The 24,112-nt window shown below is 70.9% G+C and carries 22 protein-coding genes; 12 read left to right on the forward strand and 10 right to left on the reverse strand.

The genetic code is table 11. The annotated features are described in order from the left end of the window. Positions 1–23 precede the first annotated feature (23 nt). Positions 24–3,452 (reverse strand): AfsR/SARP family transcriptional regulator, encoded by a 3,429-nt coding sequence (locus OHN74_RS11350; protein ID WP_327694433.1) that lies wholly within the window; start codon positions 3,450–3,452, stop codon positions 24–26. Positions 3,453–3,653: 201 nt separating this feature from the next. Here OHN74_RS11350 and OHN74_RS11355 point away from each other — a divergent pair, with 201 nt between their 5' ends. Further along, complete coding sequence (locus OHN74_RS11355) at positions 3,654–4,451, forward strand: site-2 protease family protein (protein ID WP_327694434.1); 798 nt, start codon at positions 3,654–3,656, stop codon at positions 4,449–4,451. Here OHN74_RS11355 and OHN74_RS11360 read toward each other — a convergent pair. The 3 genes from OHN74_RS11360 to OHN74_RS11370 are packed head-to-tail and all read right to left on the reverse strand — an operon-like array spanning position 4,444 to position 6,536. Then, a complete protein-coding gene (locus OHN74_RS11360; RefSeq protein WP_327694435.1) occupies positions 4,444–4,692 on the reverse strand; it encodes a hypothetical protein in 249 nt (82 codons plus the stop codon). The genes OHN74_RS11355 and OHN74_RS11360 overlap by 8 nt on opposite strands. A gap of 4 nt (positions 4,693–4,696) precedes the next feature. Continuing rightward, positions 4,697–5,422: an NADPH-dependent F420 reductase gene (gene npdG, locus OHN74_RS11365; RefSeq protein ID WP_327694436.1), complete on the reverse strand. Its 726-nt coding sequence runs from the start codon at positions 5,420–5,422 to the stop codon at positions 4,697–4,699. Positions 5,423–5,459: 37 nt separating this feature from the next. Continuing rightward, positions 5,460–6,536, reverse strand: a complete 1,077-nt coding sequence (locus tag OHN74_RS11370; protein ID WP_327694437.1) for a sialidase family protein — start codon at positions 6,534–6,536, stop codon at positions 5,460–5,462. A 150-nt stretch (positions 6,537–6,686) separates the two neighbouring features. On the opposite strand from OHN74_RS11370, the gene OHN74_RS11375 reads away from it, so the two are divergent. Together OHN74_RS11375 and OHN74_RS11380 are read left to right on the forward strand one after the other, a co-directional pair. Beyond that, positions 6,687–7,289, forward strand: coding sequence for a hypothetical protein (locus tag OHN74_RS11375; RefSeq protein WP_327694438.1), 603 nt, complete (start codon positions 6,687–6,689; stop codon positions 7,287–7,289). Positions 7,290–7,398: 109 nt separating this feature from the next. Beyond that, positions 7,399–8,694, forward strand: coding sequence for an MFS transporter (locus OHN74_RS11380; protein WP_327694439.1), 1,296 nt, complete (start codon positions 7,399–7,401; stop codon positions 8,692–8,694). A 61-nt stretch (positions 8,695–8,755) separates the two neighbouring features. Here OHN74_RS11380 and OHN74_RS11385 read toward each other — a convergent pair whose 3' ends face one another. Next, positions 8,756–8,986, reverse strand: a complete 231-nt coding sequence (locus tag OHN74_RS11385) for a hypothetical protein (protein ID WP_327694440.1) — start codon at positions 8,984–8,986, stop codon at positions 8,756–8,758. A gap of 60 nt (positions 8,987–9,046) precedes the next feature. On the opposite strand from OHN74_RS11385, the gene map reads away from it, so the two are divergent. Both map and OHN74_RS11395 read left to right on the forward strand, forming a co-directional pair. Beyond that, a complete protein-coding gene (gene map, locus OHN74_RS11390) occupies positions 9,047–9,904 on the forward strand; it encodes a type I methionyl aminopeptidase (RefSeq protein ID WP_319096334.1) in 858 nt (285 codons plus the stop codon). Between the two features lie 150 nt (positions 9,905–10,054). Beyond that, positions 10,055–10,708: a biliverdin-producing heme oxygenase gene (locus OHN74_RS11395; protein ID WP_327694441.1), complete on the forward strand. Its 654-nt coding sequence runs from the start codon at positions 10,055–10,057 to the stop codon at positions 10,706–10,708. Between the two features lie 36 nt (positions 10,709–10,744). On the opposite strand, the gene OHN74_RS11400 is transcribed toward OHN74_RS11395, so the two are convergent. From OHN74_RS11400 to OHN74_RS11415, 4 genes are all read right to left on the reverse strand, one after another. Continuing rightward, complete coding sequence (locus tag OHN74_RS11400) at positions 10,745–11,575, reverse strand: hypothetical protein (protein ID WP_327694442.1); 831 nt, start codon at positions 11,573–11,575, stop codon at positions 10,745–10,747. Positions 11,576–11,662: 87 nt separating this feature from the next. Further along, positions 11,663–12,307 (reverse strand): PhzF family phenazine biosynthesis protein, encoded by a 645-nt coding sequence (locus OHN74_RS11405; RefSeq protein ID WP_327694443.1) that lies wholly within the window; start codon positions 12,305–12,307, stop codon positions 11,663–11,665. Positions 12,308–12,370: 63 nt separating this feature from the next. Next, positions 12,371–13,894 carry an HtaA domain-containing protein gene (locus OHN74_RS11410; protein WP_327694444.1) on the reverse strand — a complete coding sequence of 508 codons (1,524 nt, stop codon included), beginning with the start codon at positions 13,892–13,894 and terminating at the stop codon, positions 12,371–12,373. A 56-nt stretch (positions 13,895–13,950) separates the two neighbouring features. Continuing rightward, complete coding sequence (locus tag OHN74_RS11415) at positions 13,951–15,411, reverse strand: HtaA domain-containing protein (protein WP_327694445.1); 1,461 nt, start codon at positions 15,409–15,411, stop codon at positions 13,951–13,953. 142 nt (positions 15,412–15,553) lie between these two features. On the opposite strand from OHN74_RS11415, the gene OHN74_RS11420 reads away from it, so the two are divergent. The 7 genes from OHN74_RS11420 (at position 15,554) to OHN74_RS11450 (ending at position 23,183) form a co-directional block, all read left to right on the forward strand. Then, positions 15,554–16,585, forward strand: coding sequence for a heme/hemin ABC transporter substrate-binding protein (locus OHN74_RS11420; protein WP_327700074.1), 1,032 nt, complete (start codon positions 15,554–15,556; stop codon positions 16,583–16,585). Further along, positions 16,582–17,670 (forward strand): FecCD family ABC transporter permease, encoded by a 1,089-nt coding sequence (locus OHN74_RS11425; protein ID WP_327694447.1) that lies wholly within the window; start codon positions 16,582–16,584, stop codon positions 17,668–17,670. The genes OHN74_RS11420 and OHN74_RS11425 overlap by 4 nt, the downstream gene beginning before the upstream one ends. Positions 17,671–17,792: 122 nt before the next feature. Beyond that, a complete protein-coding gene (locus tag OHN74_RS11430) occupies positions 17,793–18,617 on the forward strand; it encodes a heme ABC transporter ATP-binding protein (RefSeq protein WP_327694448.1) in 825 nt (274 codons plus the stop codon). 219 nt (positions 18,618–18,836) lie between these two features. Then, positions 18,837–19,976 (forward strand): iron uptake system protein EfeO, encoded by a 1,140-nt coding sequence (efeO, locus tag OHN74_RS11435; RefSeq protein WP_327694449.1) that lies wholly within the window; start codon positions 18,837–18,839, stop codon positions 19,974–19,976. 15 nt (positions 19,977–19,991) lie between these two features. Continuing rightward, the gene (gene efeB, locus OHN74_RS11440) at positions 19,992–21,302 is read left to right on the forward strand and encodes an iron uptake transporter deferrochelatase/peroxidase subunit (RefSeq protein WP_327694450.1); all 1,311 of its coding nucleotides are present in this window, start codon (positions 19,992–19,994) and stop codon (positions 21,300–21,302) included. Positions 21,303–21,307: 5 nt separating this feature from the next. Further along, on the forward strand, positions 21,308–22,219 hold the full coding sequence (gene efeU, locus OHN74_RS11445) for an iron uptake transporter permease EfeU (protein ID WP_327694451.1): 912 nt from the start codon (positions 21,308–21,310) through the stop codon (positions 22,217–22,219). Continuing rightward, complete coding sequence (locus tag OHN74_RS11450) at positions 22,140–23,183, forward strand: hypothetical protein (RefSeq protein WP_443060369.1); 1,044 nt, start codon at positions 22,140–22,142, stop codon at positions 23,181–23,183. Before efeU ends, OHN74_RS11450 begins: the two co-directional genes overlap by 80 nt. Positions 23,184–23,217: 34 nt before the next feature. Here OHN74_RS11450 and OHN74_RS11455 read toward each other — a convergent pair whose 3' ends face one another. Continuing rightward, a complete protein-coding gene (locus OHN74_RS11455) occupies positions 23,218–23,967 on the reverse strand; it encodes a bifunctional DNA primase/polymerase (protein ID WP_327694453.1) in 750 nt (249 codons plus the stop codon). Between the last annotated feature and the right edge of the window lie 145 nt (positions 23,968–24,112).

A 24,112-nucleotide genomic window follows, 5' to 3' on the forward strand; every position in this document is an offset into this window, starting at 1 on the left:
CCGTAGGCGTCGGATGTCGGATGTCAGATGAGGGCGGTCGCCTCCCCCGCGGAGAGCCGGCCGCCCTCCGCGTACGCGGCCTCGTACGCCTCGTCGCCGAGCACGTCACGCACCGCGCGGACGGAGCGGGCTCGGACCTCGCGTTCCACGTGTCCGGAGACATGGCCGGGCGGCAGCAGTGCGGCGGCGGCACCCAGGCAGCGGGCGGCGTCGTGGGCGCGGCCGGGGTCGAGGCCTACGAGGGCGGCGGCACTGGTGGTCAGCAACGTGGGGCGCATGTGCGGGGCGATGGCGATGGACAGCTCGTCGTCGGCGCGGGCCACCGCCTGTCGCGCCTTGACCAGGGCTTCCTCATATTGTCCCTCCACGATGTCCAGCCAGGACTCCGCGCCGAGGATGAACGCGTCGAAGACGACGAACGAGGCCGCTCTGAACTCCGCGCGCAGCAGCCGGATCTGCTCACGTGCCTCGGGGGCCCGGTCGGTGATGCCGAGCCAGGCCGCGAGGAAGAGCCGGGCGGCGGGCATGGCCTCGTTGACCATCCCGTCCGCCTTCTCGATCACCTCGCGCAGCAGTTGTTCGCCCTCTTCCCTCCGGCCCGCCTCCAGGAACACGTTGCCGAGGCGGGCGGCGAGCACGGTCTTCTGGGAGCGGGCGCCGAGTTGTTCGGCCAGTTCCATCGCGTCCTGGAAGTCGGTGGCGGCGGCGGCGTACTCGGCCTTGCGTTCATGAGCCTCGCCGCGTGCGGAGAGCGCCTCGGCGGCGCCCCAGGAGTCGCCGAGGCGCCGGAAGATCTCCAGCGACTCGTCGGCGTCGCGGGTCGCGTCACCGGCCCAGTCGCTGCGGTTGGCGAGGATGTTCGCGCGCATCTGCAGACAGGCGGCGAGTTCCCACTCGTAGCCGGGTGCGGCGTCGCGGCAGGTGCGCACGGACTCGCCGACGATGACGCTGAGCCGCTCCATGTCGCGGGTGAGCATGACGGCGTAGAACCAGAGGAGGCCGGGGTAGCGGCAGGTCTGTGGGGCGCCGGGTTCGTAGACCTGGGTGATGGCGCGCAGTTTCTGCCGGGCCTCCGGCGTCTGCCAGGCCTCCAACTCCATGTCCATGGAGGCGAGATGGATGAGGTGGACGCCGCGCCGGGCCTCTTCGAGGTGCTCGCCGTGCCAGGGGGGCGGGGTGTTCGTGCAGCGCTCCCACACTGGCTGGGCCGGGCGGACCGGGAGGGCGAAGGGGTCGGGGCCGAGGCTCATGACCTCGCGGGACCAGTTGCGGCCGGCGAGGCGCAGATCGCGCATCTGCCAGTACCAGGAGATCGACAGGACCAGGCAGATCGCCTCCTGTTCGTCGCGTGCGGTGACGGCGTGGCGGAGGGCGGCCCGGATGTTCTCGCTCTCCCGCTGGAAGACGTCGAGCGCGGCGACTTGGCCGGGCCCGCGCAGCAACGGGTCGGTGGTACGGGCGAGTTCGCGGAAGTACGTGAGGTGCGCGCGCTCCGCTGCGGGGCGGTCGCCCGACTCGTCCAGGCGCTCACCGGCGTACTCGGCGACGGTCTCCAGGAGCCGGTAGCGCATCGCACCCGCGCCGTTGTCGTCCGAAGGGGCGGCCACGACAAGGGACTTGTCGACGAGCGAGCCCAGGGCCTCCAGCGCGACGGGCCCGCACACCGCCTCGGCCGCGGGGAGGTCGCAGCCGCCCGCGAAGACGGACAGCCGCCGCAGGACGTCCCGTTCGTCGGTGTCGAGGAGGTCCCAGGACCAGTCGACGACGGCACGGAGGGTCTGCTGGCGGGGCAGGACGGTACGGCTGCCGGAGGTCAGCAGCCGGAAACGGTCGTCGAGCCGGTCGGCGATCTGCCGCAGGGACAGCATCCGCAGCCGGGCGGCGGCCAGTTCGATGGCGAGCGGCAGCCCGTCGAGCCGTCGGCAGATCTCGGCGGCGGCCTCCGGATCGTCCTCGACCCGGAACCCGGGCCGGGCGGCTGCTCCACGGTGGGCGAGCAGCCGGAGCGCGACGGGCTCGGGCAGCGGTTCGACGGGACGCACCAACTCCCCCGGTACGCCCAGGGGTTCACGGCTGGTGGCGAGCACGGTGACTCCCGGGCAGCGCGCCAGCAGTTCCGCGACGAGCTGCGCGGCGGCGTCGACGACGTGCTCGCAGTTGTCGAGGATGATCAGCATCCGCCGGTTCGCACAGTGCTCGGTGAGGCGTACCAGGGGGTCGTCGTGGCGGTCGGCGGAGGCGGCCCGCAGTTCCTCGGCACCGGCTCCGCGCAGCACGGTCTCGCGGGCACCGACAGCGGTGAGCACGGCTTCCGGTACGGCGTCCGGGTCGACGACGGGCGCGAGTTCGGCCAGCCACACCCCGTCCGGCGTGGCGTGCGGCGCGGCGCCCCAGGTCCGGTCTCCCGTGCCGTCCCGCACGGCTTCGGCGGCCTCCTGCGACAACCGTGTCTTCCCGGCCCCGCCGGGCCCGAGCAACGTCACCAGCCGGGCCGCCGCGATGTCCCCCCGGATGGCCTCGATGTCCGTCTCCCGGCCGACGAAGGAGGTGAGGCGGGCCCGCAGGTTGCCCGCGGGCGGCGACGAGGGCGGGGTGCGGGACGTGCCGGAGGACGCGCCGGGCCGGGGCGAACGGCCGGCCGGGCCGCCTCGTGCGGGAGCCGCACCCTCAGGGTTCGTGGCGGCGACGCCGGAGGCAGGGGCGGTCGTGTCCCACGCCTCTTCGGGTACTTCGTCCGGATTCAGCAACTCCGCGTGCAGCGACCGCAGTTCGGGGCCCGGGTCGGCGCCGAGCCGGTCCGCCAGCAGCCGGCGTACGTCCTCGTAGGCGGCCAGTGCCTGGGCCGGGCGGCCCGCGTCGCGCAGGGCGCGCAGGCGGAGGGCCTGGAGAGGCTCGTCCAAGGGGTGGCTGTCGCACAGGGCGGTGAGTTCGGGCAGTGACTGTTCCGCGGCGCCCAGGGCCAGGGCTGCGGCGAGGCGGGCGCGGCGCGTGTCCAGGCGGCGGGTCTCCCAGCGGGCCGCCTCGGCGGTGCGGTCGGGGAGGTCGGCGAGGGCCGGTCCGTGCCACAGGGCGAGGGCGTCGTCGAGGACGACGGCCGCCTTGGCGGGGTCGCCGTCGGCCAGGGCGCGCGTGCCCTCGTCCGCGAGCCGCCCGAAACGGTGCAGGTCGACGTCGTCCGGCGCGGCACACAGCCGGTAGCCGCCCGCCGCCGAGGCGATGGTGTCCGGGCCGAGCGCCCGGCGCAGCCGGCCGACCAGCGCCTGCAGCGCGGCCGGCGCGTCGGCGGGCGCGTCCCCGTTCCACACCTCTTCCACCAGGACGCCCGCGGGCACGGTCCGGCCGGGCCGCAGGGCGAACACGGTCAGCAGGGCGCGCAGCCGCGCACCGCCGACCGGGACGAAGGTGCCGTCGGGACGGAGTGCCTGGGTGGTGCCGAGGATGCGATAGCGCACGGGTTCATTCTCACCGGGTACCGCTCCGTGGCGCGCGTGGGTTTACGCGCGCGTGAACAGGGAGAGGTCCAGGATCGCCGGGAACCTCCAGGAACCTCCGACCCTCGGTGGGACGTTCTTCACAGAGCACGGGTACCGTCGACCCGCCCGCACCAGCCGCGTCCGGCGTTTCCCGCCGAATCCCCTCAGGAGTCCCGCCCCATGACCACCGCCACCACCCGCAACAGCGACCGGCGGATCAGCCCCGTCTTCCTCGGGATCCTGGCCGTCACGGCGGTCACGGGCTGGGCCACCTGGACCGGGTTCGCCGAACAGCCCGGTGTCGCCGTGTTCCTGTTCGTGACGTCCGCGTGGATCGTGTCCCTGTGCCTGCACGAGTACGCGCACGCGCGCACCGCGCTGCACGGGGGCGACATCACCGTGGGGGCCAAGGGGTACCTCACCCTCAATCCGCTCAAGTACACACACGCCCTGCTCAGCATCGTGCTGCCGGTGATCTTCGTGATCATGGGCGGGATCGGGCTGCCGGGCGGCGCCGTCTTCATCGAGCGGAACCGCATCCACGGCCGCTGGAAGCACAGCCTGATCTCGGCCGCCGGTCCGCTGACGAACGTCCTGTTCGCGGTGGTGTGCGCGGCCCCGTTCTGGCTGGACGCGCTGGACGGCGTACCCACCGGGTTCCGGTTCGCGCTCGCGTTCCTGGCCCTGCTCCAGGTCACGGCGGCGATCCTGAACTCCCTGCCGGTGCCCGGTCTCGACGGCTACGGGGTCATCGAGCCCTGGCTGTCGTACAACATCAAGCGCCAGGTGGAGCCGTTCGCGCCGTTCGGGCTGCTGTTCGTGTTCGCGGTGCTGTTCCTCGGGCCCGTGAACAGCGCGTTCTTCGACATGATCGACGCGGTGCTGCGCGGTCTGGGGATCAGCGAGCTCGACACGTACTGCGGTCAGGAGCTGTATCGCTTCTGGCAGGGGACGAACGAGTTCTGCGGGGTCAGTTGACCGAGCGGGGGCCGGCGGACCGGGCGCGCCGGAAGTAGTACCAGCACATGTTGGACGACAGCCCGGCCAGCAGTACCCACACGATCCCCAGCAGGTTGCCCTGGACGAAGGACACGACGGCGGCTGCCACGGCTAGCACGCAGACGATCAGGGCGTAGAGGGCGAGGCGGGGCATGGGGTGGGCTCCTGTCGGGGACACCGGTCGGGGGACACTGCCGGAAACCCGTCCAGTGTCCCCCATCCGCTCAGATGTCGGTGACGCGCAGGCCCGCGTGGGCCTTGTAGCGGCGGTTCACGGAGATCAGGTTGGCCACCAGCGACTCGACCTGGTGGGCGTTGCGCAGCCGGCCCGCGAACACCCCGCGCATACCGGCGATACGGCCGGCGAGGGCCTGCACGATCTCCACGTCCGCCCGCTCCTCGCCGAGGACCATCACATCCGTGTCGATCTCCTCGATCGCCGGGTCCTGGAGCAGTACGGCCGACAGATGGTGGAAGGCGGCCGTGACCCGGGAGTCCGGCAGCAGGGCGGCGGCCTGTTCGGCGGCGCTGCCCTCCTCCGGCTTCAGCGCGTACGCGCCCTTCTTGTCGAAGCCGAGCGGGTTCACGCAGTCGACGACGAGCTTCCCGGCCAGTTCCTCGCGCAGGGATTCGAGGGTCTTGCCGTGTCCGTCCCAGGGCACGGCGACGATCACGATGTCGCTGCGGCGCGCGGTCTCGGCGTTGTCGGCGCCCTCGACACCATGGCCGAGTTCGTCGGCGGCGGCCTGGGCGCGGTCGGCGGCGCGCGACCCGATGATCACCTTCTGTCCGGCCCTGGCGAGCCGGTAGGCGAGGCCCTTGCCCTGCGGCCCGGTCCCGCCGAGCACGCCGACGACGAGCCCGGAGACGTCGGGAAGGTCCCAGGGGTCCTTGGCGGGAGCCTTCGCGGGTGCCTCGGCAGGGGTCTGTGCACTGTCGGTAGAGGTCATGGGCCGACTTTACGTCCGTGTCCGCGTGGTCATGGGATCAGGTGAGCTGGGTCACGGGAACCCTCCTGAAGGGGATCCTCTCGTACGGACCGAAGTCGCCCGTCTCGAAGAGGAGTCCGACGGTGTCGGCGTCGACGCGGACCAGGTCGGAGTAGGCGGCGGGCAGACCGTTCACCGTGTGCACCGGGCGCCAGGTGGTGCCGCCGTCGGTGGAGACGCGGATGGTCATCAGGGCGCGGGCGGCGGAATCGGCCGGGCCGGAGAAGAGGAGCAGGTCGGGGTCGCGGAGCTGGAGCACGCTGGCCTGGCAGATGGGGGCGGACAGACCGGCCTGGGGGCGGAAGGGTTTGACGAGGGTCTGGCCGCCGTCCGTGGAGTGGGCGTCGGCGCGGTTGCCGGGGGACGGGGAGTCGTTGCGGGTGTTGAAGTAGACGCGGCCGTCCGGGAGTTCGGCGGCGGTGGTCTCGTTGACGTTGATGTAGCCGTTGGTGTTCTCGTCGAGGTAGCCGATGCGCCAGGTCTCGCCGCGGTCGTCGCTGAGCAGGCAGTGGCCGCTGTTGTAGCGGGCCTCGTTGCCCAGGTCCGTCCCGGTGGGCGGGATCGTGTGGTTGGCGGCGACGACGACCCGGCCGGTGCTCAGCTGGACGGCGTGGCCGGGGGTGGTGGCGTACCAGCGCCACGTCGGGAGCTTCACCTGGGCGGTGATCTCCACGGAGGAGGACCAGGTGACGCCGTCGTCGTCGCTGTGGCGCACCCAGACACGGCGTCCGTCGGCCGCCGACACGTTGCCGAGCAGGATGTCCTTCTCGGTCACCGTGCCCGAGGCGCGGACGTACACGAGCAGGATGCGGCCGGTGTCGAGGACGACCGGGGCGGGGTTGCCCGCGAGGTTGCCGCCGTTGTCGGCCGCGACGGTGAGCGGGCCCCAGGTACGGCCGCCGTCCGTGGACCGCTTCAGGACGATGTCGATGTGACCGTGGTCCGAGGCGGAGTCGACCCGGCCCTCGCAGAAGGCGAGCACGGTGCCGGCGTGGGTGACCACGACGGCCGGGATGCGGTAACTGGCGTATCCCTCCTGGCCGGACCAGAAGGGAATGCTTGTCTCCACTGTCATGTGCGGCTCCTTGCGTAGGCGGTGACGACGGTGACGATGACGATGGCAGTGACTGTACGTACAGGTAGTGGTTCGGGTTCTTACCCATGTTGGGCGAAAACATGGTGAAGGGAGCGCCCTGAGTTGCCTGTTGCGGCAGGATGCGCGGACATGGACGCCGTACGGGTCGCGTTGTTGCGCGAAGTGCTCGCTGGAACCGAGTGGTTGGGGGCGACACGGAGGTTCGCGGGGGCGTTACGGGGGTCCGTGGTGTCGTACGGGGGCGGCTTGCTGTTGGTGGGGACGCCGGCGTACGAGCCGTGGCACCTTGCGGCGCATCTGACGGACGAGGCGACGTGGTCGGGGACGCCCGAGCTGGCCCCGACCCTCGTACGGCACGACCCGCGGGCCTCCGGTCCCGGGCAGCTGTCGGTCGGGCTCGGGCGGATCGAGGCGGCGCGCCGGGGTGAGACGTTGCTGGTGGTGGCGCCGGAGGAGGTGGGCGGGGCTCTGCTGGAGCGGGTTCATGATGCTCGGCGGGGTGGGGCGAAGGTGCTGGCGCTGGGGGCGGGTGAGGGGGAGCTGGTGTCGATGGCGCACGAGTCGCTGGCGGTGCCGGACGGGTTGGAGCTGGACCTGGACACCGTGCAGCACCTGGTGAGCGCGGCGGCCGGGGAGAACGCGGTGCCTGTCGGCCGGGGGCGGCGGGGTTTCCGTGACCGCCTGGCCCGGCTGGCGGACGTCCTGACGGCGCCGCCACCCACCCGCTGGTAACACCGTCTCCCGCCACCTCACCTGCCTCCGGCAGAACAACGGAGGCCCCCTCCCCTCGCCGGCGAAAACCTGTTGCCCCTCTCCTCCCCACCGCTCACCATGACTCCACGTGACCTCCCCCCTCCGTGCCCTCCTCCCCGATCTCTCGCCCTGGCGGGCCTCCGTCGATTTCCGGAGGCTCTGGCTCTCGGGGCTGATCACCAACTTCGGGAGCTTTCTGACGTTCGTCGCGCTGCCGGTGCAGATGAAGGAGCTGACCGGGTCGGCCGCGGCGGTCGGGGCGATCGGGGCCGTGGAACTGGTCCCGTTGATCGTGTTCGGGCTGTACGGCGGGGCGCTGGCCGACGCGGCGGACAAGCGGAAGCTGATCCTGTGGACAGAGGCCGGGCAGGGGATCCTGTGCGCCGTACTCCTCGTGAACGCGGTGCTGCCCGATCCGCTGATCTGGCCGCTGTACGTGGTCGCCGCGCTCACCTCCGCCCTCGGGTCGGTACAGCGACCGGCGCTCGACTCACTGATGCCGCGGGTCGTCGCCCATGAGCATCTGCCGGCCGCCGCCGCGCTGAACTCCCTGCGCTGGACGGTCGGCGGGGTGGCGGGACCGGCTCTCGCCGGGGTGGTCGTGGCCTATGCCGGGCTCGGCTGGGCGTACGCCGTCGATCTCGTCACCTTCGCCGTGTCCCTGCTGTTCGTCGTGAGGCTCGCCTCCTCCCCCGCCTCGCACGAGGCCGCGAAGCCGTCGCTGCGGTCCATCGCGGAGGGCGCCCGGTACGCGTGGAACCGCAAGGAGCTGCTGGGGACGTACGCCATCGACCTCGCCGCGATGTTCCTCGCGATGCCGCTCGCCGTGCTGCCGTTCCTCGCCGACGAGCTGGACGCCGAGTGGTCGCTCGGTCTGATGTACGCGGCGATCCCGGCCGGTTCACTCCTTGTGAGCCTCACCAGCGGCTGGACCTCGCGGGTGCACCGGCACGGGCGGATGGTCGTGCTCGGGGCGGCGGGGTGGGGGCTGGCGATCGCCGCTTCCGGGATCGTCGGCAACGTGTGGCTGGTGCTGCTGTTCCTTCTCCTCGGCGGCTGCTTCGACATGGTCAGCGGGATCTTCCGGGGCGCGATGTGGAACCAGACGATCCCGGACGAGCTGCGCGGACGCCTCGCCGGCATCGAGCTGCTCTCCTACTCCGTCGGCCCTCAGCTCGGCCAGGTCAGGGCCGGTGGCGTGGCCGCGTGGCGCGGGGTGCGGGCGTCGGTGTGGTCGGGCGGGCTCGCGTGCGTGGCCGGGGTGGGGCTGCTGGCCCTGTGCCTGCCCGGCCTGATGCGGTACGACGTACGCACGAACGAGCACGCACTGCGGCTGCGGAAGCAACGGGAGGAGGCAACGCCCCTGGGAGCAACTCCCTGGTAGGGGCGCGGGGAACTGCGCGACAAGCCACAACGCACCCGCACCCGCACCCGGCGATCGCCCCTCAGCCCTCGTCTTCGCTGCGTGCCGTCGCGTCATGCCACTTGGGATCGTTCTCCCACTGGAGGTTCCGCTCGCGGGCCGTCTCCATCGCGTGTTCGGCCTCCGCGCGGGTGGCGTACGGCCCGAAGCGGTCCTTGCCCGGGCAGTCCGGGCCCTCCTCGACCTTCTTGTGCTCCAGGCAGTAGTACCACTCGCCGGGTTTGCCGACCGTGCGCTTCTTGAACAGGGCCATGGTTCGGACTCCTTTCACCAGGGTCATCGTCCCCCACCAGGGCTCGTTAAACTCGCTGGCATGTCTGGCCAGTCACTGCTCGTACCAGGGGAGCTCTCTCCCATCCGTTCCGTGCCCGGAAACATCCGTCGCCCCGAGTACGTCGGCAAGCCCGCGCCGACCCCGTACACCGGGGCGGAGGTGCAGACCCCCGAGACGATCGAGGCGATGCGGATCGCCGGGCGGATCGCCGCGCGGGCGATGGCGGAGGCCGCGAAGCTCATCGCACCCGGGGTGACCACCGACGAGCTGGACCGGGTGGCGCACGACTACATGGTCGATCACGGCGCCTATCCGTCCACCCTCGGCTACCGCGGCTTTCCCAAGTCGCTGTGCACGTCCGTCAACGAGGTCATCTGCCACGGCATCCCTGACTCGACCGTGCTGCGGGACGGCGACATCGTCAACCTCGACGTGACGGCGTACATCGGTGGGGTGCACGGCGACAACAACGCGACGTACCTGGTCGGAGACGTCGACGAGGAGTCCCGGCTGCTGGTGGAGCGCACCCGTGAGTCCCTGGACCGGGCGATCAAGGCCGTCAGGCCCGGACGCCAGATCAACATCATCGGCCGGGTCATCGAGTCGTACGCCAAGCGCTTCGGATACGGCGTCGTCCGGGACTTCACCGGGCACGGCATCAACTCGTCGTTCCACTCCGGGCTGATCGTCCCGCACTACGACAGTCCGCACGCCACGACCCTCATCCAGCCCGGCATGACCTTCACCATCGAGCCGATGCTGACGCTGGGTTCGTACGACTACGACATGTGGGACGACGGCTGGACGGTCGTCACCAAGGACCGCAAGCGCACCGCCCAGTTCGAGCACACCCTCGTGGTGACGGATTCGGGCGCGGAGATCCTGACGCTGCCGTAGTCCACGGGCTCGCGGGACTTCCGCGGCAGACGCGCACGTACAGCCCGTCCTCTTCCGAGGGCGGGCTCTCCCGTGTCCCGGTACGCTTTTACCGACAGATCGTCGGCAAGTTATTGACTGAGGTTAGCCTTACCTAAGAAGATACCTCTCATGGACTCCTTCTCGACAGTCATCCGCACCGCGTCCCACGAGCAGCACGTGGAGGCGGAGACCTCGACGTTCATGAGCGACCTGCTCGGCGGCGGGCTCGGGGTGGAGGCGTACGCGCGCTACACCGAGCAGCTGTGGTTCGTGTACGAGGCCCTGGAGGCCGGCGCGCACCGGCTGGCGGCAGACCCGGTGGCAGGCCCGTTCATCCAGCCCGAGCTGATGCGGCTGACGTCGCTGGAGACGGACCTGGCGCATCTGCGCGGCCCCGGCTGGCGTACGACGCTCACGGCGCTGCCCGCGACACGGACGTACGCGGAGCGGGTCGCGCAGTGTGCCCGGGAGTGGCCGGCCGGCTACATCGCCCACCACTACACGCGCTACCTCGGGGACCTGTCGGGGGGCCAGATCATCCGTGACAGGGCCGAGAAGACGTGGGGCTTCGCACGCAAGGGTGACGGTGTCCGCTTCTACGTCTTCCAGGAGATCACCAACCCGGCGGCCTTCAAGCGCGGCTACCGCGAACTGCTGGACCGGGCGGGCACGGCGGTCGACGAGCTGGAGAGACAGCGGGTGGTGGCGGAGTGCAAGAGGGCGTTTGCCTTGAACACGGGGGTCTTCCGAGCGCTGGGCGAGGAGTTCCCCTTGTCGGCGTGACCGTCTGCGGTGCGCCGTACCGGACGGCGCGCCGCGTCACCACCACATCCGCGGGCGAAGGCCCCCGGCATCGTCCACCCACGCCTTGCACGCCTCGCCCCGGACACGATCGGCCTCGGCGTGCTCCTTGTTCCGGCGCCGCTCCGCTTCGTCGATCTTGCGGTCGACCTTCGCCAGGGCATCTTGGTGGTCGGCCTCGGCCTGCCTGATCGCGTCGGCGTATTGGTTGTCGCGGGCCCGCCACGCGGCGCGGCAGTCGTAGTCAAATGCGATCTGCTCCCGTACCGACTCGACAAACGCATGAAGCCTGATCTCCCAGTCCGCAGTATCCGGATAGAGCCACTCCCGCACTCTGTTCTGGCCACCCGGCAGCGTCACCCGAAGACAGATGTGGTGGTTCCGGTCGGTCCTGGTCTCGATCTCCAGGCCTTCGAGCGCCAACGACCCGCCGCGCTCATACCTGGTTTCCCCGGTTTCGGACCGCACCCTCTTCAGGGACGCCAGGACGTGGTCATGCAGCTGCAGCCACTCCGCAGGGGCCTTCGCCGGCCCCAGAGGGGCACCCACCGCCTCACCGGGCTTCTGAGCCTCCGCGTGAAGCGTGCGCTGTTCCCCCCGCAAGGTCTGAAGACGCTCGGTCCATGGCCTCAGATACTCATCGGCAGCCGCTTTGACCTTGCCGAACCTCTCGTCGGCCCCGTCCCTGATGCTTCTGCTGTCCGCGCGGCCCTTGGCCAGCTCCTGCCTGGCCTCGCGCTCCCCGGCTCCGAACCAGAAGGTGTACCTCAACTTGTTCGGACAACACGGAAAGAGGCTGTACCACCCCACAAGCACGGCGCATATCACCAGCAGGACGATCCACATCACCGACGACCCCCTCCGCCCGGTCCCGGCGCAACAGTGCCGTACCGCGTCGTGGCCGTCCAGATGGCCGCCGTCCAGGTCCTCGACGGTTCAGCGTTCCAGGAACACCCGCCCCCCGACCTCCACCCATCCCATCGGCTGCGGTGCCGTCAGTATCTGCGACCCCTTGCCCTGCGTGATGTTGAGCGCCCGGCCCAGCTGTTCCGTGAGCAGCAGCGCCGCCGCCCCCGTCGCCTCGTCCTCCGCGATCCCGTCGTCGCGCCCGGGGAAGGCGCGGGCCCGTACCCGGCCCGCGGCCTCGTCCTCCCAGGCCCACGCGTAGATCCACTCCCCCGCCGGCGGCACCTCCAGCGCGTCGACCTCGGCGGCGGTGCCGTACCGACGCAGCGTCCGCTCCGGCACCCACTCCGCCCGCGCCTCGATCCAGCTGAACTCCCCGTCCAGCCGCGCCCCCACCAGCCCGGCCGGCGTGACCAGTTCGGGCACGTCGAGCAGCCAGGCCGTACCGACGCAGGGGTGGCCGGCGAAGGGCAGGCGCAGGGTGGGCGTGTAGATGTCGATGATCCCGCGCTCGGGGTCGTCGACGAACACGGTCTCGCTGAAGCCGAGTTTCGCCGCGAACGCCTGCCGCTCGCTCCGCTCCGGCATGACGGAGCCCTCACGGACCACGCCCAGCTCGTTGCCGTATCCCCCGTTGGGCGCGCAGAAGACGCGGAGTACGTCGTAATCAGTCACGCGCGCATTCAAACACCCAGGTGGCAGCCCTCACCAACTACGCGTACCAGGTACACGTACCGACTACGCGTCCGTACGCCGACGTCGTACCGCCACGACGACACCCGCGCCAGCCGCCATCGTCACCGCCGCGGCCGTACCCAGCGCACCCACCGGAACGCCAGCACCGGTGTTCGCGAGGCCGCCGGTCACACCGCCGGTCGTCGAGCCCGTACCGCCGGTCGTGGAGCCCGTCGTGCCGGAACCGCCCGTCGTGCCGGTGGAACCCGTACCGGAGGAGCCGCCCGTGGAGTCCGATCCGCCGTCGCCGCCCGGGAGTTGGGCACCGTCGGTGACCGCCACGGCCAGGTCGACCGGGTCGAGTTCCGCGCCCGTCTCGTAGAAGTCGCCGAAGGCCTTCGCGCCGGCGGCGGTGAGCTTCGCGGTGACGTCGGAGAGGGTGATGACGTCGTTCACGGCGGCGAGGTCGGCCGTGTCCGTCGTCAGGTCGGCCAGGACCACGTCGTCGGACTTCTCGCCGAGGCTCTCGACGTCGGCGGTGAGTTCGCCGGTGCCGTTGTCGATCGTGGCCCTGAGGTCGCCGAGGGTGAGGTCGAGACCGTAACTGCCGTTGGCCTCATGGCCCTTGAAGTTCACGGTGCCCGCGAAGGCCGCGTCGAGGGTCTCGGCGTCGGTGTCGTAGGTGCCCGTGCCGCCGACGAAGGTGAACACCCCGTTGCCGGCGGCCTGGGTCGCGCCCTCGGCCGTCGTGATCGCGCCCTTGGCGACGCCGTCCACGACGTACGTACGGAAGGACTGCTTCACACCCCAGTCGAGTGTGCCGTCGGTGATGTCCCCGCTCACCGGGGCGGCCGTGGCGGTGTCCGACGGCGATGCCGACGGGGACGCGGATTCCGAAGCGCTCTGCGACGGCGACGGGGACGCCGAGGTCGAGGCCGAGGTCGATCCCGACGGAGTCGGGGACGGCGACGGCGAGGTCGACGTGCTCGGGGACGTGGACGCGGAAGGGCTCGTGGACTCCGGGGTCTTCTGTACGACCGTCAGCGGGTCGCCCGCCGCCCCGCTGTAGCCCGCGCTGCCGAGGACGGTCGCCGCCTCCGCCGTCAGTCTGGTCGCCATGTCCGTCATCTCGCGGGTGACGGTGACGTCGGCGAGCGGCACGTCGTCCTGGGTGGTGCCGCTCTTCGTCACGTCGGCGGTGATCTTCGCCGCCTTGCTGTCGAACCTGACGTCGGACAGGGTGAGTTCGAAGCCGTGGAGCGTGGAAGCGATCTTCAGGCCACCCTTGAAGCCGAGGGCGAGGGTGTGGGCCGTGGAGTCGTAGGTCCCCGTGCCTTCGGTGAAGGTGAACGCGCCGTTGTCCGCGGCCTGCGTGGCGCCGTCCGCCGCGGTGAAGGTGCCTGCTGCCATACCGGTCACGTAGGTGCGGTACGACTGCTTGATGCCCCAGGTCAACTCGTAGCCGCTGAGCGGGACTTCGGCGGCCGAGGCGGTGGAGGCGACCGTCGTGGCGAGCGCGGTGGCGCCGAGGGCCACGGCCGTGGCCACGGCGGCGGCGAGGGCGAGGGGTCGTCTGGCGGCTGGCATGATCGTGGTTCTCCTGGATGGCTGGTCCGCTCGACCGGCGGACGGGGTGAGGGAGTTCAGGCCTGCGGGCGGTCCGGCGCGTCGGCTGCCGGTCGGGGGCGGCGCCTGCGTACGGCGTACGCGAACGCCGCGGCCACCAGCAGCAGGGAGCCGGCCGCCAGGCCCACGGGCAGCAGCGGGCCGCCCGAGTCGGAGGCACTCGCGGTGCTCTCGGTCTCGGCGACCGGTGTGGCATCGGTGGCCGAGGGCTCGGGTGTCGCGGACGAGTCCGCTCCGGTGGCCGCGCTGCCCAGGTCGGGCAGCGCGGGAAGTTCCGCGTCGTCGGTGAGGGCGACGGCGAGCGAGACGGGGTCCATCTCCGTGCCCGCCCTGTACATCCCGCCGAAGGCCTTCGCCCCGCGTGCGGTGAGTTTCGCGGGTGCCTCGGTCAGCGCGACCAGGCCGTTCTTGGGGGCCGGTTTCCCGGCGGTGAAGGTGATCAGCGGGACGTCGGCGCCCGTGAAGTCCCCGCTCGCCACGTCGGCGTAGAGGGTGCCGGTGCCGTTGGCGCCGACGGCGGCCCGCAGGCCGCTCAGCGCGAGATCGAGCCCGTTCTCACCGGTGAAGCGCACCGCCCCCGCGAAGGATGCGGTCAACTTCCCTCCCCTGTACGTTCCTCGGCCGTCCGGGAAGCGGAAGAGCGCACCGCCGTCCTGGGCGCCGGAGGACAGCGTCCACTTGCCCTTGGCCATGTCACCGGTGACGTACTCACGGAAGGTGCGGCGCACGCCCCAGTCGACGGCTCCGTCCTTGATCGCGCCCGAAGTCACCTTCGGGGACGGAGACTTGGAAGCCGACGTCGTGGGTGCCTCCGTCGTTGCCGCACCTGTCGGTGTCGCCCTCGGCTGCTCGACAGCCGCCGCCCGGACGTCCGCCGAGAGGCTCACCGGGTCGAGTTCGGTGCCCGCCTCGTAGTACCCGGCGAAGGACCTGGCGCCCTCGGCGGTCAGCCTGGCGGGGAGGTTGTCGAGGGCGACCGCGTTGCCGCCGCCCCTCATGTCGATCCCGCCCAGCGCGAGGGAGGCGAAGGGCACCTGCGTGGACGTCGCGACCGTCCCGGTGTCCTTCGCCTTGGTGCTGACGTCGACATAGAGGGTGCCGGCGCCGCCCGAGACCCGGACGGTGGGGCGGCTGATCGTGAGGTCGAGCTGATAGGTCCCGTCGGCCTTCTTGTGGCCGACGAAGTGGACTCCACCGGAGAAGCCGGCACTGAAGGCGCCCGTGTCGCCGTCGTACGAGCCCGTCGCCGAGTGGAAGCGGAACTGGCTTCCGCCGACCGTGGCCGCGCCGCCCGTGAGGGAGTAACTCCCCTTGGCTGTCGGGCCGGTGACGTAACTCTGGAAGGAGGACCTGATGCCCCAGTCGAGCCTTCCGCCCTGCACGGTACGGCTCGCGGCATGCGCGGCGCCGGCCGGGAGAAGGGCTCCCAGTACGGCCGCGCACAACACGGTCACCAGGGCACGAAGGTGCGCGGGCATGAGGTGTCCTCCGGATCCGGTCGCCGGTAGCGAACAAAGGTAAGGCTAACCTAAGCTTTGGTCGGCTGAAACGTAAGAGGGCCGAGAGAATCCAAGAGCGACCAAGGGAACGGACGGCATCGTGGGACGCTTGCGCACGCGAATGACGGGAGCACTACTGTCCGCGCTCGCCCTCACGGCGACCGGCTGCGCCGGGACCCGGGGCACACCGCAGGACACTCCACAGGGCACGGCCAGGGCCGTGGCGGGTGCCGTCGCCGCAGATCGCGTCGAACCCCTCGCGAACCCTTCCGAACCTCAACTCCCCGTCACCGTAAGGTCGTCCGACGGAGTCGAAGTGACCGTCGAGGCCGCGGAGCGGATCGTGCCCCTATCCGGCAGCCTCAGCGAGATCGTGTTCACCCTCGGGCTCGGCGACCGGGTCGTCGCCCGGGACATCACCGCCACCTTCGCGCAGGCGGAGAAGTTGCCCGTTGTCACCCGCAACCACGATGTCTCCGCCGAGAGCGTGCTCTCCCTCAGGCCCGACCTGGTCGTCGCCGAGACGACGACCGGGCCGGAGGAGGCCATCGGCCAGATCCGCGATGCCGGCGTCCCGGTCCTCGTGATCGACCCGGCGAAGGATCTCGGTGATGTCGGCCGACGCATCCAGGCGGTCGCCGACGCACTCGGCGTCCCGGCCGCGGGGAAGGAGCTGACGAAGCGCTCCGAGGACCGGATAGCCGCCGTACGCAAGGAGATCCCGCGGTCCTCCGGGTCCGGCGAACAGCCTCGCGTCGCCTTCCTCTATCTGCGAGGCTCGGCCTCCGTCTATCTCATCGGCGGCAGGGACTCCGGCGCGACCTCGCTGCTGGAGGCCGCCGGGGCCGTCGACGCGGGCGCCGACTCGGGGCTGGAGAAGGACTTCACCGCCATCACCACCGAGGCGCTCGCCCGGGCCGCGCCGGACGCGATTCTCGTCATGACCAAGGGACTCGACTCCGTCGGCGGTGTCGACGGCATGGTCGAGATCCCCGGGGTCGCGCAGACCCCGGCCGGAATGGCACGCCGGGTCGTCTCGATCGAGGACGGCGTGCTCCTCAACTACGGTCCGCGTACGGACCAGGTGCTGAAGTCGATCGTGGCGCAGCTGTACGCGGGTGGCAGCGGCAACGACGGCGGGGATGCCCGATGACCCTGCTGCACAAGGTGGTCGAGGCTGAGGCTACGAAGGAGAAGCCCGTGCGCCGGGTGCGCGGCGGCACCTGGCTGCTGACCGCCGGTCTGGTCGTCGCCCTGCTCGTCCTCGTCCCGGTCGCCGCCGGGCTCGGGGCGTATCCGATCCCCACCGGTGACGTGCTGGGCTCGGTGCTCCACCGGATCGGTCTCGGCGGCGCCGAACTCGACCGTGTCCCCGAGTCGGTCCTGTGGAACGTCCGCTTCCCGCGCATCGTGCTCGCGCTGCTCGTCGGGGCATCGCTGGGCTGTGCGGGTGCGCTGATGCAGGGCATGTTCAGCAATCCGCTCGCCGAGCCGAGCATCATCGGCGTCTCCTCGGGGGCGGCGGTCGGCGCGGTGGGCGCGATCTCGCTGGGCCTCAACTTCCTCGGCACGGTGACGATTCCGGCCGTCGCCTTCGTCACCGGCCTCGCCACGGTGCTGCTGGTGTACTCGATGTCGCGCTCCGGCGGCCGTACGGAGGTCGTCACGCTGATCCTCACCGGCATCGCCGTGAACGCCTTCGCGGGCGCGCTGATCGGTCTGTTCCTGTTCTTCGCGGACACGGCGGCGGTCAACCAGATCACCTTCTGGCAGCTCGGCTCCCTCGCCCAGGCCACCTGGTCCAAGGTGCTGGCCGTCCTGCCCTTCGCGGCCGTGGGCCTGCTGGTCGCTCCCCTGTACACCCGCCGCCTCGACCTCCTCTCCCTCGGCGAACGCCCCGCCCGGCATCTGGGCGTGGACGTGGAGCGGCTGCGGATCGTGCTGGTGCTGGTCGTCGCGCTGCTCACGGCGGCGGCGGTGGGTGTCTCGGGGATCATCGGCTTCGTCGGCCTGGTGGTCCCCCATCTGCTGCGGATGGCGGCGGGCCCGGGACACCGGTTCCTCGTCCCGGGCAGCGCGCTCGCCGGCGCGGTGGTGCTGCTGGCCGCGGACTTGACGGCGCGGACGATCGCCGCTCCCGCGGAGTTGCCGCTGGGTGTTCTCACCGCCCTGCTCGGGAGCCCGTTCTTCTTCTGGCTGCTGCGGAGGGCGCGGCGCGGGCAAGGGGGGTGGGCGTGAGCGGTTGTACGTCGACTGCGGGTCCGTGGGGGCTGGTCGCGCAGTTCCCAGCGCCCCTTGGGTGGGCGTCGGCGTCCCCGGCTTCCACTTCGCCCCACTCTGCGCCCCCAGGGAGGCCTCCCATGAAATTCCTGCGTTCCCGCCCGACCCCTCCGCCCGCCGCCGAACCGGGAGATGTCCTCGCCGAGGCCGTCGGGCTGTACGTACGGCTCGGGGCGCGGGAGGTGCTGGCCGGCGTCGACGTGACCGTCCGCGCCGGTGAGGTGCTTGCCCTCGTCGGGCCCAACGGGGCCGGGAAGTCGACCCTGTTGGGCGCGCTCGCCGCCGATCTTCCGGCTGCCGCAGGGGTCGTACGGATTCACGGCCGGTCCGCCGAGGACTGGCCGGCGGCCGAACTCGCGCTGCGCCGGGCCGTGTTGCCGCAGGCCGCCTCGCTCTCCTTCCCGTTCACCGTCGAGGAGGTCGTCCGGATGGGCCGGGCGCCCTGGGCCGGTACGGAGCGGGAGGAAGAGGACGACGTGGCGGTGGCCGAGGCGATGGGGGCCGCCGAGGTGGCCGGGTTCGCCGTACGCCCGTTCTCGGCGCTCAGCGGTGGCGAGCGGGCCCGGGTGGCGCTGGCCCGGGTGCTCGCCCAGCGGGCGCCGCTGCTGTTGCTCGACGAGCCGACCGCCGCACTGGACCTGCGTCACCAGGAGCTGGTGCTGCGGGTGTGCCGGGAGCGGGCGCGGGCCGGGGACGCGGTGGTGGTCGTCCTGCACGATCTGGGGCTCGCCGCCGCGTACGCGCACCGGGTCGCGATCCTGAGCGCGGGGCGGGTGGTGGCGGACGGTCCGCCCGCCACGATTTTCGACGAGCGCGTGTTGTCGGAGGTCTACCGACAGCCCGTTGAGGTGTTTCCGCACCCACGCACCGGAGCTGTCCTGATCTCGCCGGTCCGGGACTCTTGACCTGTGCGTTACCTGTGCGTGGGACTCGCTTTAGCTCCCCTTTAGATCGTCATTAAGCAGCCGTGATCGGGGCGTGCCCATGCACCGGTCATGAGAGGTGAATCACCGATTGTCCGGGTATCACTGAGGCAAGCCTTAGGTAAGTTAGGGCCGCCTCACCAAACCTGTGTGAGCCCGGACACGTCTTTTTTTCGCCACTCGTGATTCTCAGGAGCCCGCATGCGAGCCGTCAGACTCTCCGTCGTCACCGCCGCCGCCACCGCGGCGGCCCTGGCAGCCGTCACGGGGTGCACGGAGAAGGGCAGCTCCGGGAGCGGCGACGGTGCCATCAGCGTCACCGCGACGGACGACAAGTGCGAGGTCTCGAAGAAGGAGTTCCCGGCCGGGCACATCGAGCTGGACATCGAGAACAAGGGCTCCAAGGTCACCGAGGTCTACGTCCTCTTCCCGGACGACCGGATCGTCACCGAGCGCGAGAACATCGGCCCCGGCACCAAGCAGAAGGTCACCGCCGAGGTGAAGGCCGGCGACTACACGATCGCCTGCAAGCCCGGTATGAAGGGCGACGGCATCCGCCAGGCCGTCAAGGCCACCGGCGGCAAGGTCGCCAAGCGCGACCCGCGCCTGGACGCGGCCGTCGCCGCCTACCGCAAGTACGCGCAGGAGCAGGCGGACACGACGCTGCCGCTCGCGAAGACCTTCGCCGAGGCGGTCAAGGCCGGCGACCTCGAAGCCGCGAAGAAGGCGTACGCGCCCTCCCGTATCGGCTGGGAGCGCACCGAGCCGGTCGCCGAGTCCTTCGGTGACATCGACCCGAAGGTCGATGTCCGCGCCGACGGTCTGGAGGCCGGCCAGAAGTTCACCGGCTGGCATCGCCTGGAGAAGTCCCTCTGGGAGGACAAGAAGATCACCGCCGAGGACAAGACCCTCGCCGACGAGCTGATCACCGACCTCACCGACTGGCAGAAGCGGGTCGGCAAGGCGGAGATCACCCCGACCTCGATGGCCAACGGCGCCAAGGAACTCCTCGACGAGGTCGCCACCGGCAAGGTCACCGGCGAGGAGGAGCGCTACTCGCACACCGACCTGGTCGACTTCAAGGCCAACGTCGAGGGCGCCGAGGAGTCGTACGAGCTGCTGAAGCCGGTCGCGAAGGAGAACGACGCGGCGCTGGTCACGGAGCTGGACAAGCAGTTCGCCGCCCTGAACACGCTGCTGGACAAGTACCGCACGGACAAGAACTCGTACGACTTCACCTCGTACGACAAGGTCGGCGAGGCCGACCGCAAGCAGCTCTCGGACGCGGTGAACGCGCTCGCCGAGCCGCTGTCCAAGCTCGCCGCCGCCGTCGTGAAGTAGAGGGGACCGACTGTCATGACGGAGACACCGGGGACACCTGAAACCACCGAGACCACCCAAACCACTGAGCCCACTGCCAGTGCCGCCGGCAGTACCTCGCGGCGGGCGCTGATCGGCTGGGGCGGGGCCGGGCTCGCGCTCGGGGCCGTCGCGGCCGGGGGTGCCGTGGCGATCACCCGTGGCAGCGACGACGTACAGACGGTCGCCGCCGAGGCGGGCGGCGCGATCGACTTCCACGGCGGAAACCAGGCGGGTATCGCGACGCCGGTGCAGGACAGGCTGCACTTCGCCGCGTTCGACCTGGCGACGGACGACCGCGCCGAGTTCGTCCAGATGCTCAAGGACTGGACGGCGGCGGCCCGGCGGATGACCGCCGGACAGACGGTCGGTGAGGGCGCGTACGGCGGTCTTGCCGAGGCACCGCCGGACGACACCGGTGAGGCGCTGGGGCTGAAGCCGTCGCGGCTGACGCTGACCATTGGGTTCGGGCCCGGCCTGTTCGAGAAACTGGGGATGGCGGACCGGCGGCCCGACGCGCTGGTCGATCTGCCCCAGTTCCCCGGCGACAACCTCGACAAGAACCGCAGCGGCGGCGATGTGTGCGTACAGGCGTGCTCGGACGATCCGCAGGTCGCGGTGCACGCCGTCCGCAACCTGGCCCGGATCGGCTTCGGCAAGGTCTCGGTGCGCTGGTCGCAGCTCGGCTTCGGCAAGACGTCGTCGACGACGCCCGAGGCGCAGACCCCGCGCAACCTGCTGGGCTTCAAGGACGGCACCCGCAACATCGCGGGCACCGAGACGGACCGGCTGAAGAAGTTCGTGTGGGTGGACGGCGCGGACACCGACGACAACTCGGCCTGGATGGAGGGGGGTTCGTATCTCGTCGCGCGGCGCATCCGGATGCACATCGAGCCCTGGGACCGGACCTCTCTGCAGGAGCAGGAGGACATCATCGGGCGTGACAAGGGCGAGGGCGCCCCGGTCGGCAAGGCCAAGGAGCGCGACGAGCCGTTCCTCAAGGCCATGCTGCCCGACGCGCACGTCCGCCTCGCGCACCCCGACTCCAACCACGGGGCCACGCTGCTGCGCCGCGGCTACTCCTTCACGGACGGCACGGACGGCCTCGGCCGCCTGGAGGCCGGCCTGTTCTTCCTCGCCTACATGCGGGACATCCGCAAGGGCTTCATCCCGGTGCAGCGCAACCTGGCGACCGATGCGCTCAACGAGTACATCCAGCACGTGGGTTCGGCGGTCTTCGCGGTTCCTCCGGGCGTCCGGGACAAGGACGACTGGTGGGGCCGAGCACTGTTCTCCAAGGAGGCGTAGGCGTCGTGTTCGCGAACTATCTGATCGGTCTGCGCGAGGGCCTGGAAGCCAGTCTCGTCGTCTGCATCCTGATCGCCTACCTGGTGAAGACGGACCGCCGGGACGCCCTGAAGCCGATCTGGATCGGCATCGCCGTGGCCATCACGCTGGCCCTCGCCTTCGGCTGCGCGCTCGAATTCGGTTCCCAGGAGCTGACGTTCGAGGCGCAGGAGGCGCTCGGCGGTTCGCTGTCGATCATCGCCGTGGGTCTGGTGACGTGGATGGTCTTCTGGATGCGGCGTACTGCCAGGCACCTCAAGGCCGATCTGCACGGCAAGCTGGACGCGGCCCTGCAGATGGGCACGGGCGCGCTGGTCGCGACCGCGTTCCTGGCGGTGGGCCGGGAGGGCCTGGAGACGGCGCTGTTCGTGTGGGCGTCGGTGCGCGCGTCCAGCGACGGCACCGAAGGGCCCCTGATCGGCGTGCTGTTGGGCATCGCGACGGCGGTCCTGCTCGGCTACCTCTTCTACCGGGGTGCCGTGCGCATCAACCTGTCCAGGTTCTTCACCTGGACCGGCGGCATGCTGGTCGTGGTCGCGGCGGGCGTCCTCGCCTACGGCTTCCACGACCTCCAGGAGGCCGACTGGGTGCCCGGCCTGACGAACAAGGCCTTCGACATCAGCGGGACGATCCCGCCGGACAGCTGGTACGGCACGCTCCTCAAGGGCGTCCTCAACTTCCAGCCGGATCCGACCGTCCTCCAGGTCACGGTGTGGGCGCTGTACCTGGTCCCGACTCTCGCGCTCTTCCTGGCCCCGGTAGGGTTCGCCTCCGGGAAGGGGAAGGTGAAGCCAGCTGATGAGCACGGTGAGCACGGGTCGCAGCCCTCGAAGTCTGCGGACTCCGCGGACTCTTCGAACGCCACGAAGTCTTCTTGACCGGAGCGTCCTCGCAGCGGCCTCGGTGACCGTGTTGTCCCTGGCCGCGAGCGGCTGTGTCGTGGTCCACGGCGAGCGCGAGGTGCTCCCGGCGGCGACCCCGACGGAGGCGGCCGAGGCGCTGAAGGACTTCACCGCCGCGTACAACAAGGCGGACAAGGCGTACGACCGTGCCCTGGACGCCGACTACGTCACCGGCGCCCTGGGCGCGATCGACGCGGCCCGGCTGGACGCCGGTCACGAGATCAGCCCGGCCGGCAACCCGTCGTACGCACCGCTGGAGTTCACGGACGCCAGGTTCACGATCCCGAAGAAGGCGGGCTGGCCGCGCTGGTTCGTCGCGAACGCCGACGCCAACAAGGGCGCCGAGGCGCGCTGGCTGCTGGTGTTCACGCGCAGCAACGCGGCCGAGCCGTGGGCGGTGGCGTATCTGACTCTCGTCGACCCGGACGACGTACCGACGTTCAAGACGGACAAGGACGGCCTCGCGGAGCCGGTGACGGCGAACTCGGCGGAACTGGCCGTCGCACCCGAGGACTTGAGCGCGGACTACGCGACGTACCTGAAGGACGGCGGCGGCGACGTCTTCGCGCCGGGTGTGCACACGAGCGGCTGGGTGGCGCAGCGCAAGAAGAGCGCCATCAAGCCGGGGCTCGTCACCCAGTACATCGACGAGCCGCTCGCCAAGGGCGACTTCGCCCCGCTGGGTCTGCGGACGGCGGACGGTGGCGCGCTGGTCTTCTTCGCCACACACCACTACGAGAAGCAGACGGCCGCGCTGGGCACCTCGATCCCGGCGCAGAGCGACAGTGTGCTGGCGCTGACGACGGGCGAGATCAAGCAGTCGCTGACACTGGAGTTCGTGTCGAACCAGGTGGTGCTGGACCCGGGGAAGGGTGCCGCGAACCGGAGTGTGGAGTTCCTGAACCGCATCCAGGGTCTGACGGCGGCGCAGGGCGAGTGACTCCGGCCCGCCGGGCGGCGGTTCGACCTCGGTCTCAGTTCCGGTGGGGCCAGGCCGCGGTCGCGTGGTCGGGCTCCTCACCGGCGTACCGGGCGCAGGCGTCGGTGAGGACTTCGAGCAGGCTGAGCGGGTCGGGGAGGGCGAACTCCGGTCCGCGCACCCAGTACACGCCCTGCTCGCCGGGCAACCGGGCGGGCGGTACGAGGACGTAGGACCCCCGGCAGTGCCAACGCAGGCCCGGATGCTCGTCCATGGTCTCGGGGTGGCAGTCCAGTTCGCAGGGCCACCACTCGTCCTCGTCGTCGGGGGTGCCGCGCGTGAGGGTGAAGAACAGCAGCCGTCCGTCGTCGCTCTCGGCGACGGGCCCGACCTCGATCCCGGCCCCGAGCAGCCGCTCCAGGGCTTCGCGGCCCGCTTCGAGCGGCACGTCGAGGACGTCGTGGACTATGCCGGTCGCGGTGATGAAGTTGGCCTGCGGCTGGTGCCTGGCCCAGCGCTCGATCTGGGCGCGGTCGGTGGTGGACTGCGTGTGCCAGGCGAAGGAGATCGGGTGCCGGGCGGGCGTGGGACAGCCGACGCGGTCGCAGGAACACCGGTAGGCGGCGGGGTGCGCGGCGGGCGCGATGGGCAGTCCGGCGCGGGCGACGGCGAGCAGCAGTTCCTCACGGCGCCCGCTCTCGGCGGCGGTGGCGGCGTCCTCCCGGGCATTCGTACGGCCTCCACGCAGCCACTGGGAGATCCTGCCCTGCCAGCCTGTCGTACTACCGCCGAACTCCGCGCTCATGTATCGCCTCGCCTCGCTGCTGTTGTGCGGACAGCCTGCTCCATGCTCCCACCATCCTGCGGTGCGAGGGGCCGGAGCCGACATCCGGGGTAGTGGGGACGAGGCGTACGGGAGGCGGGATGAGACGTTTTCCAGTTGATTAGCA

Origin of the sequence: Streptomyces sp. NBC_00459 (assembly GCF_036013955.1) — a bacterium.
Lineage (GTDB): Bacteria > Actinomycetota > Actinomycetes > Streptomycetales > Streptomycetaceae > Streptomyces.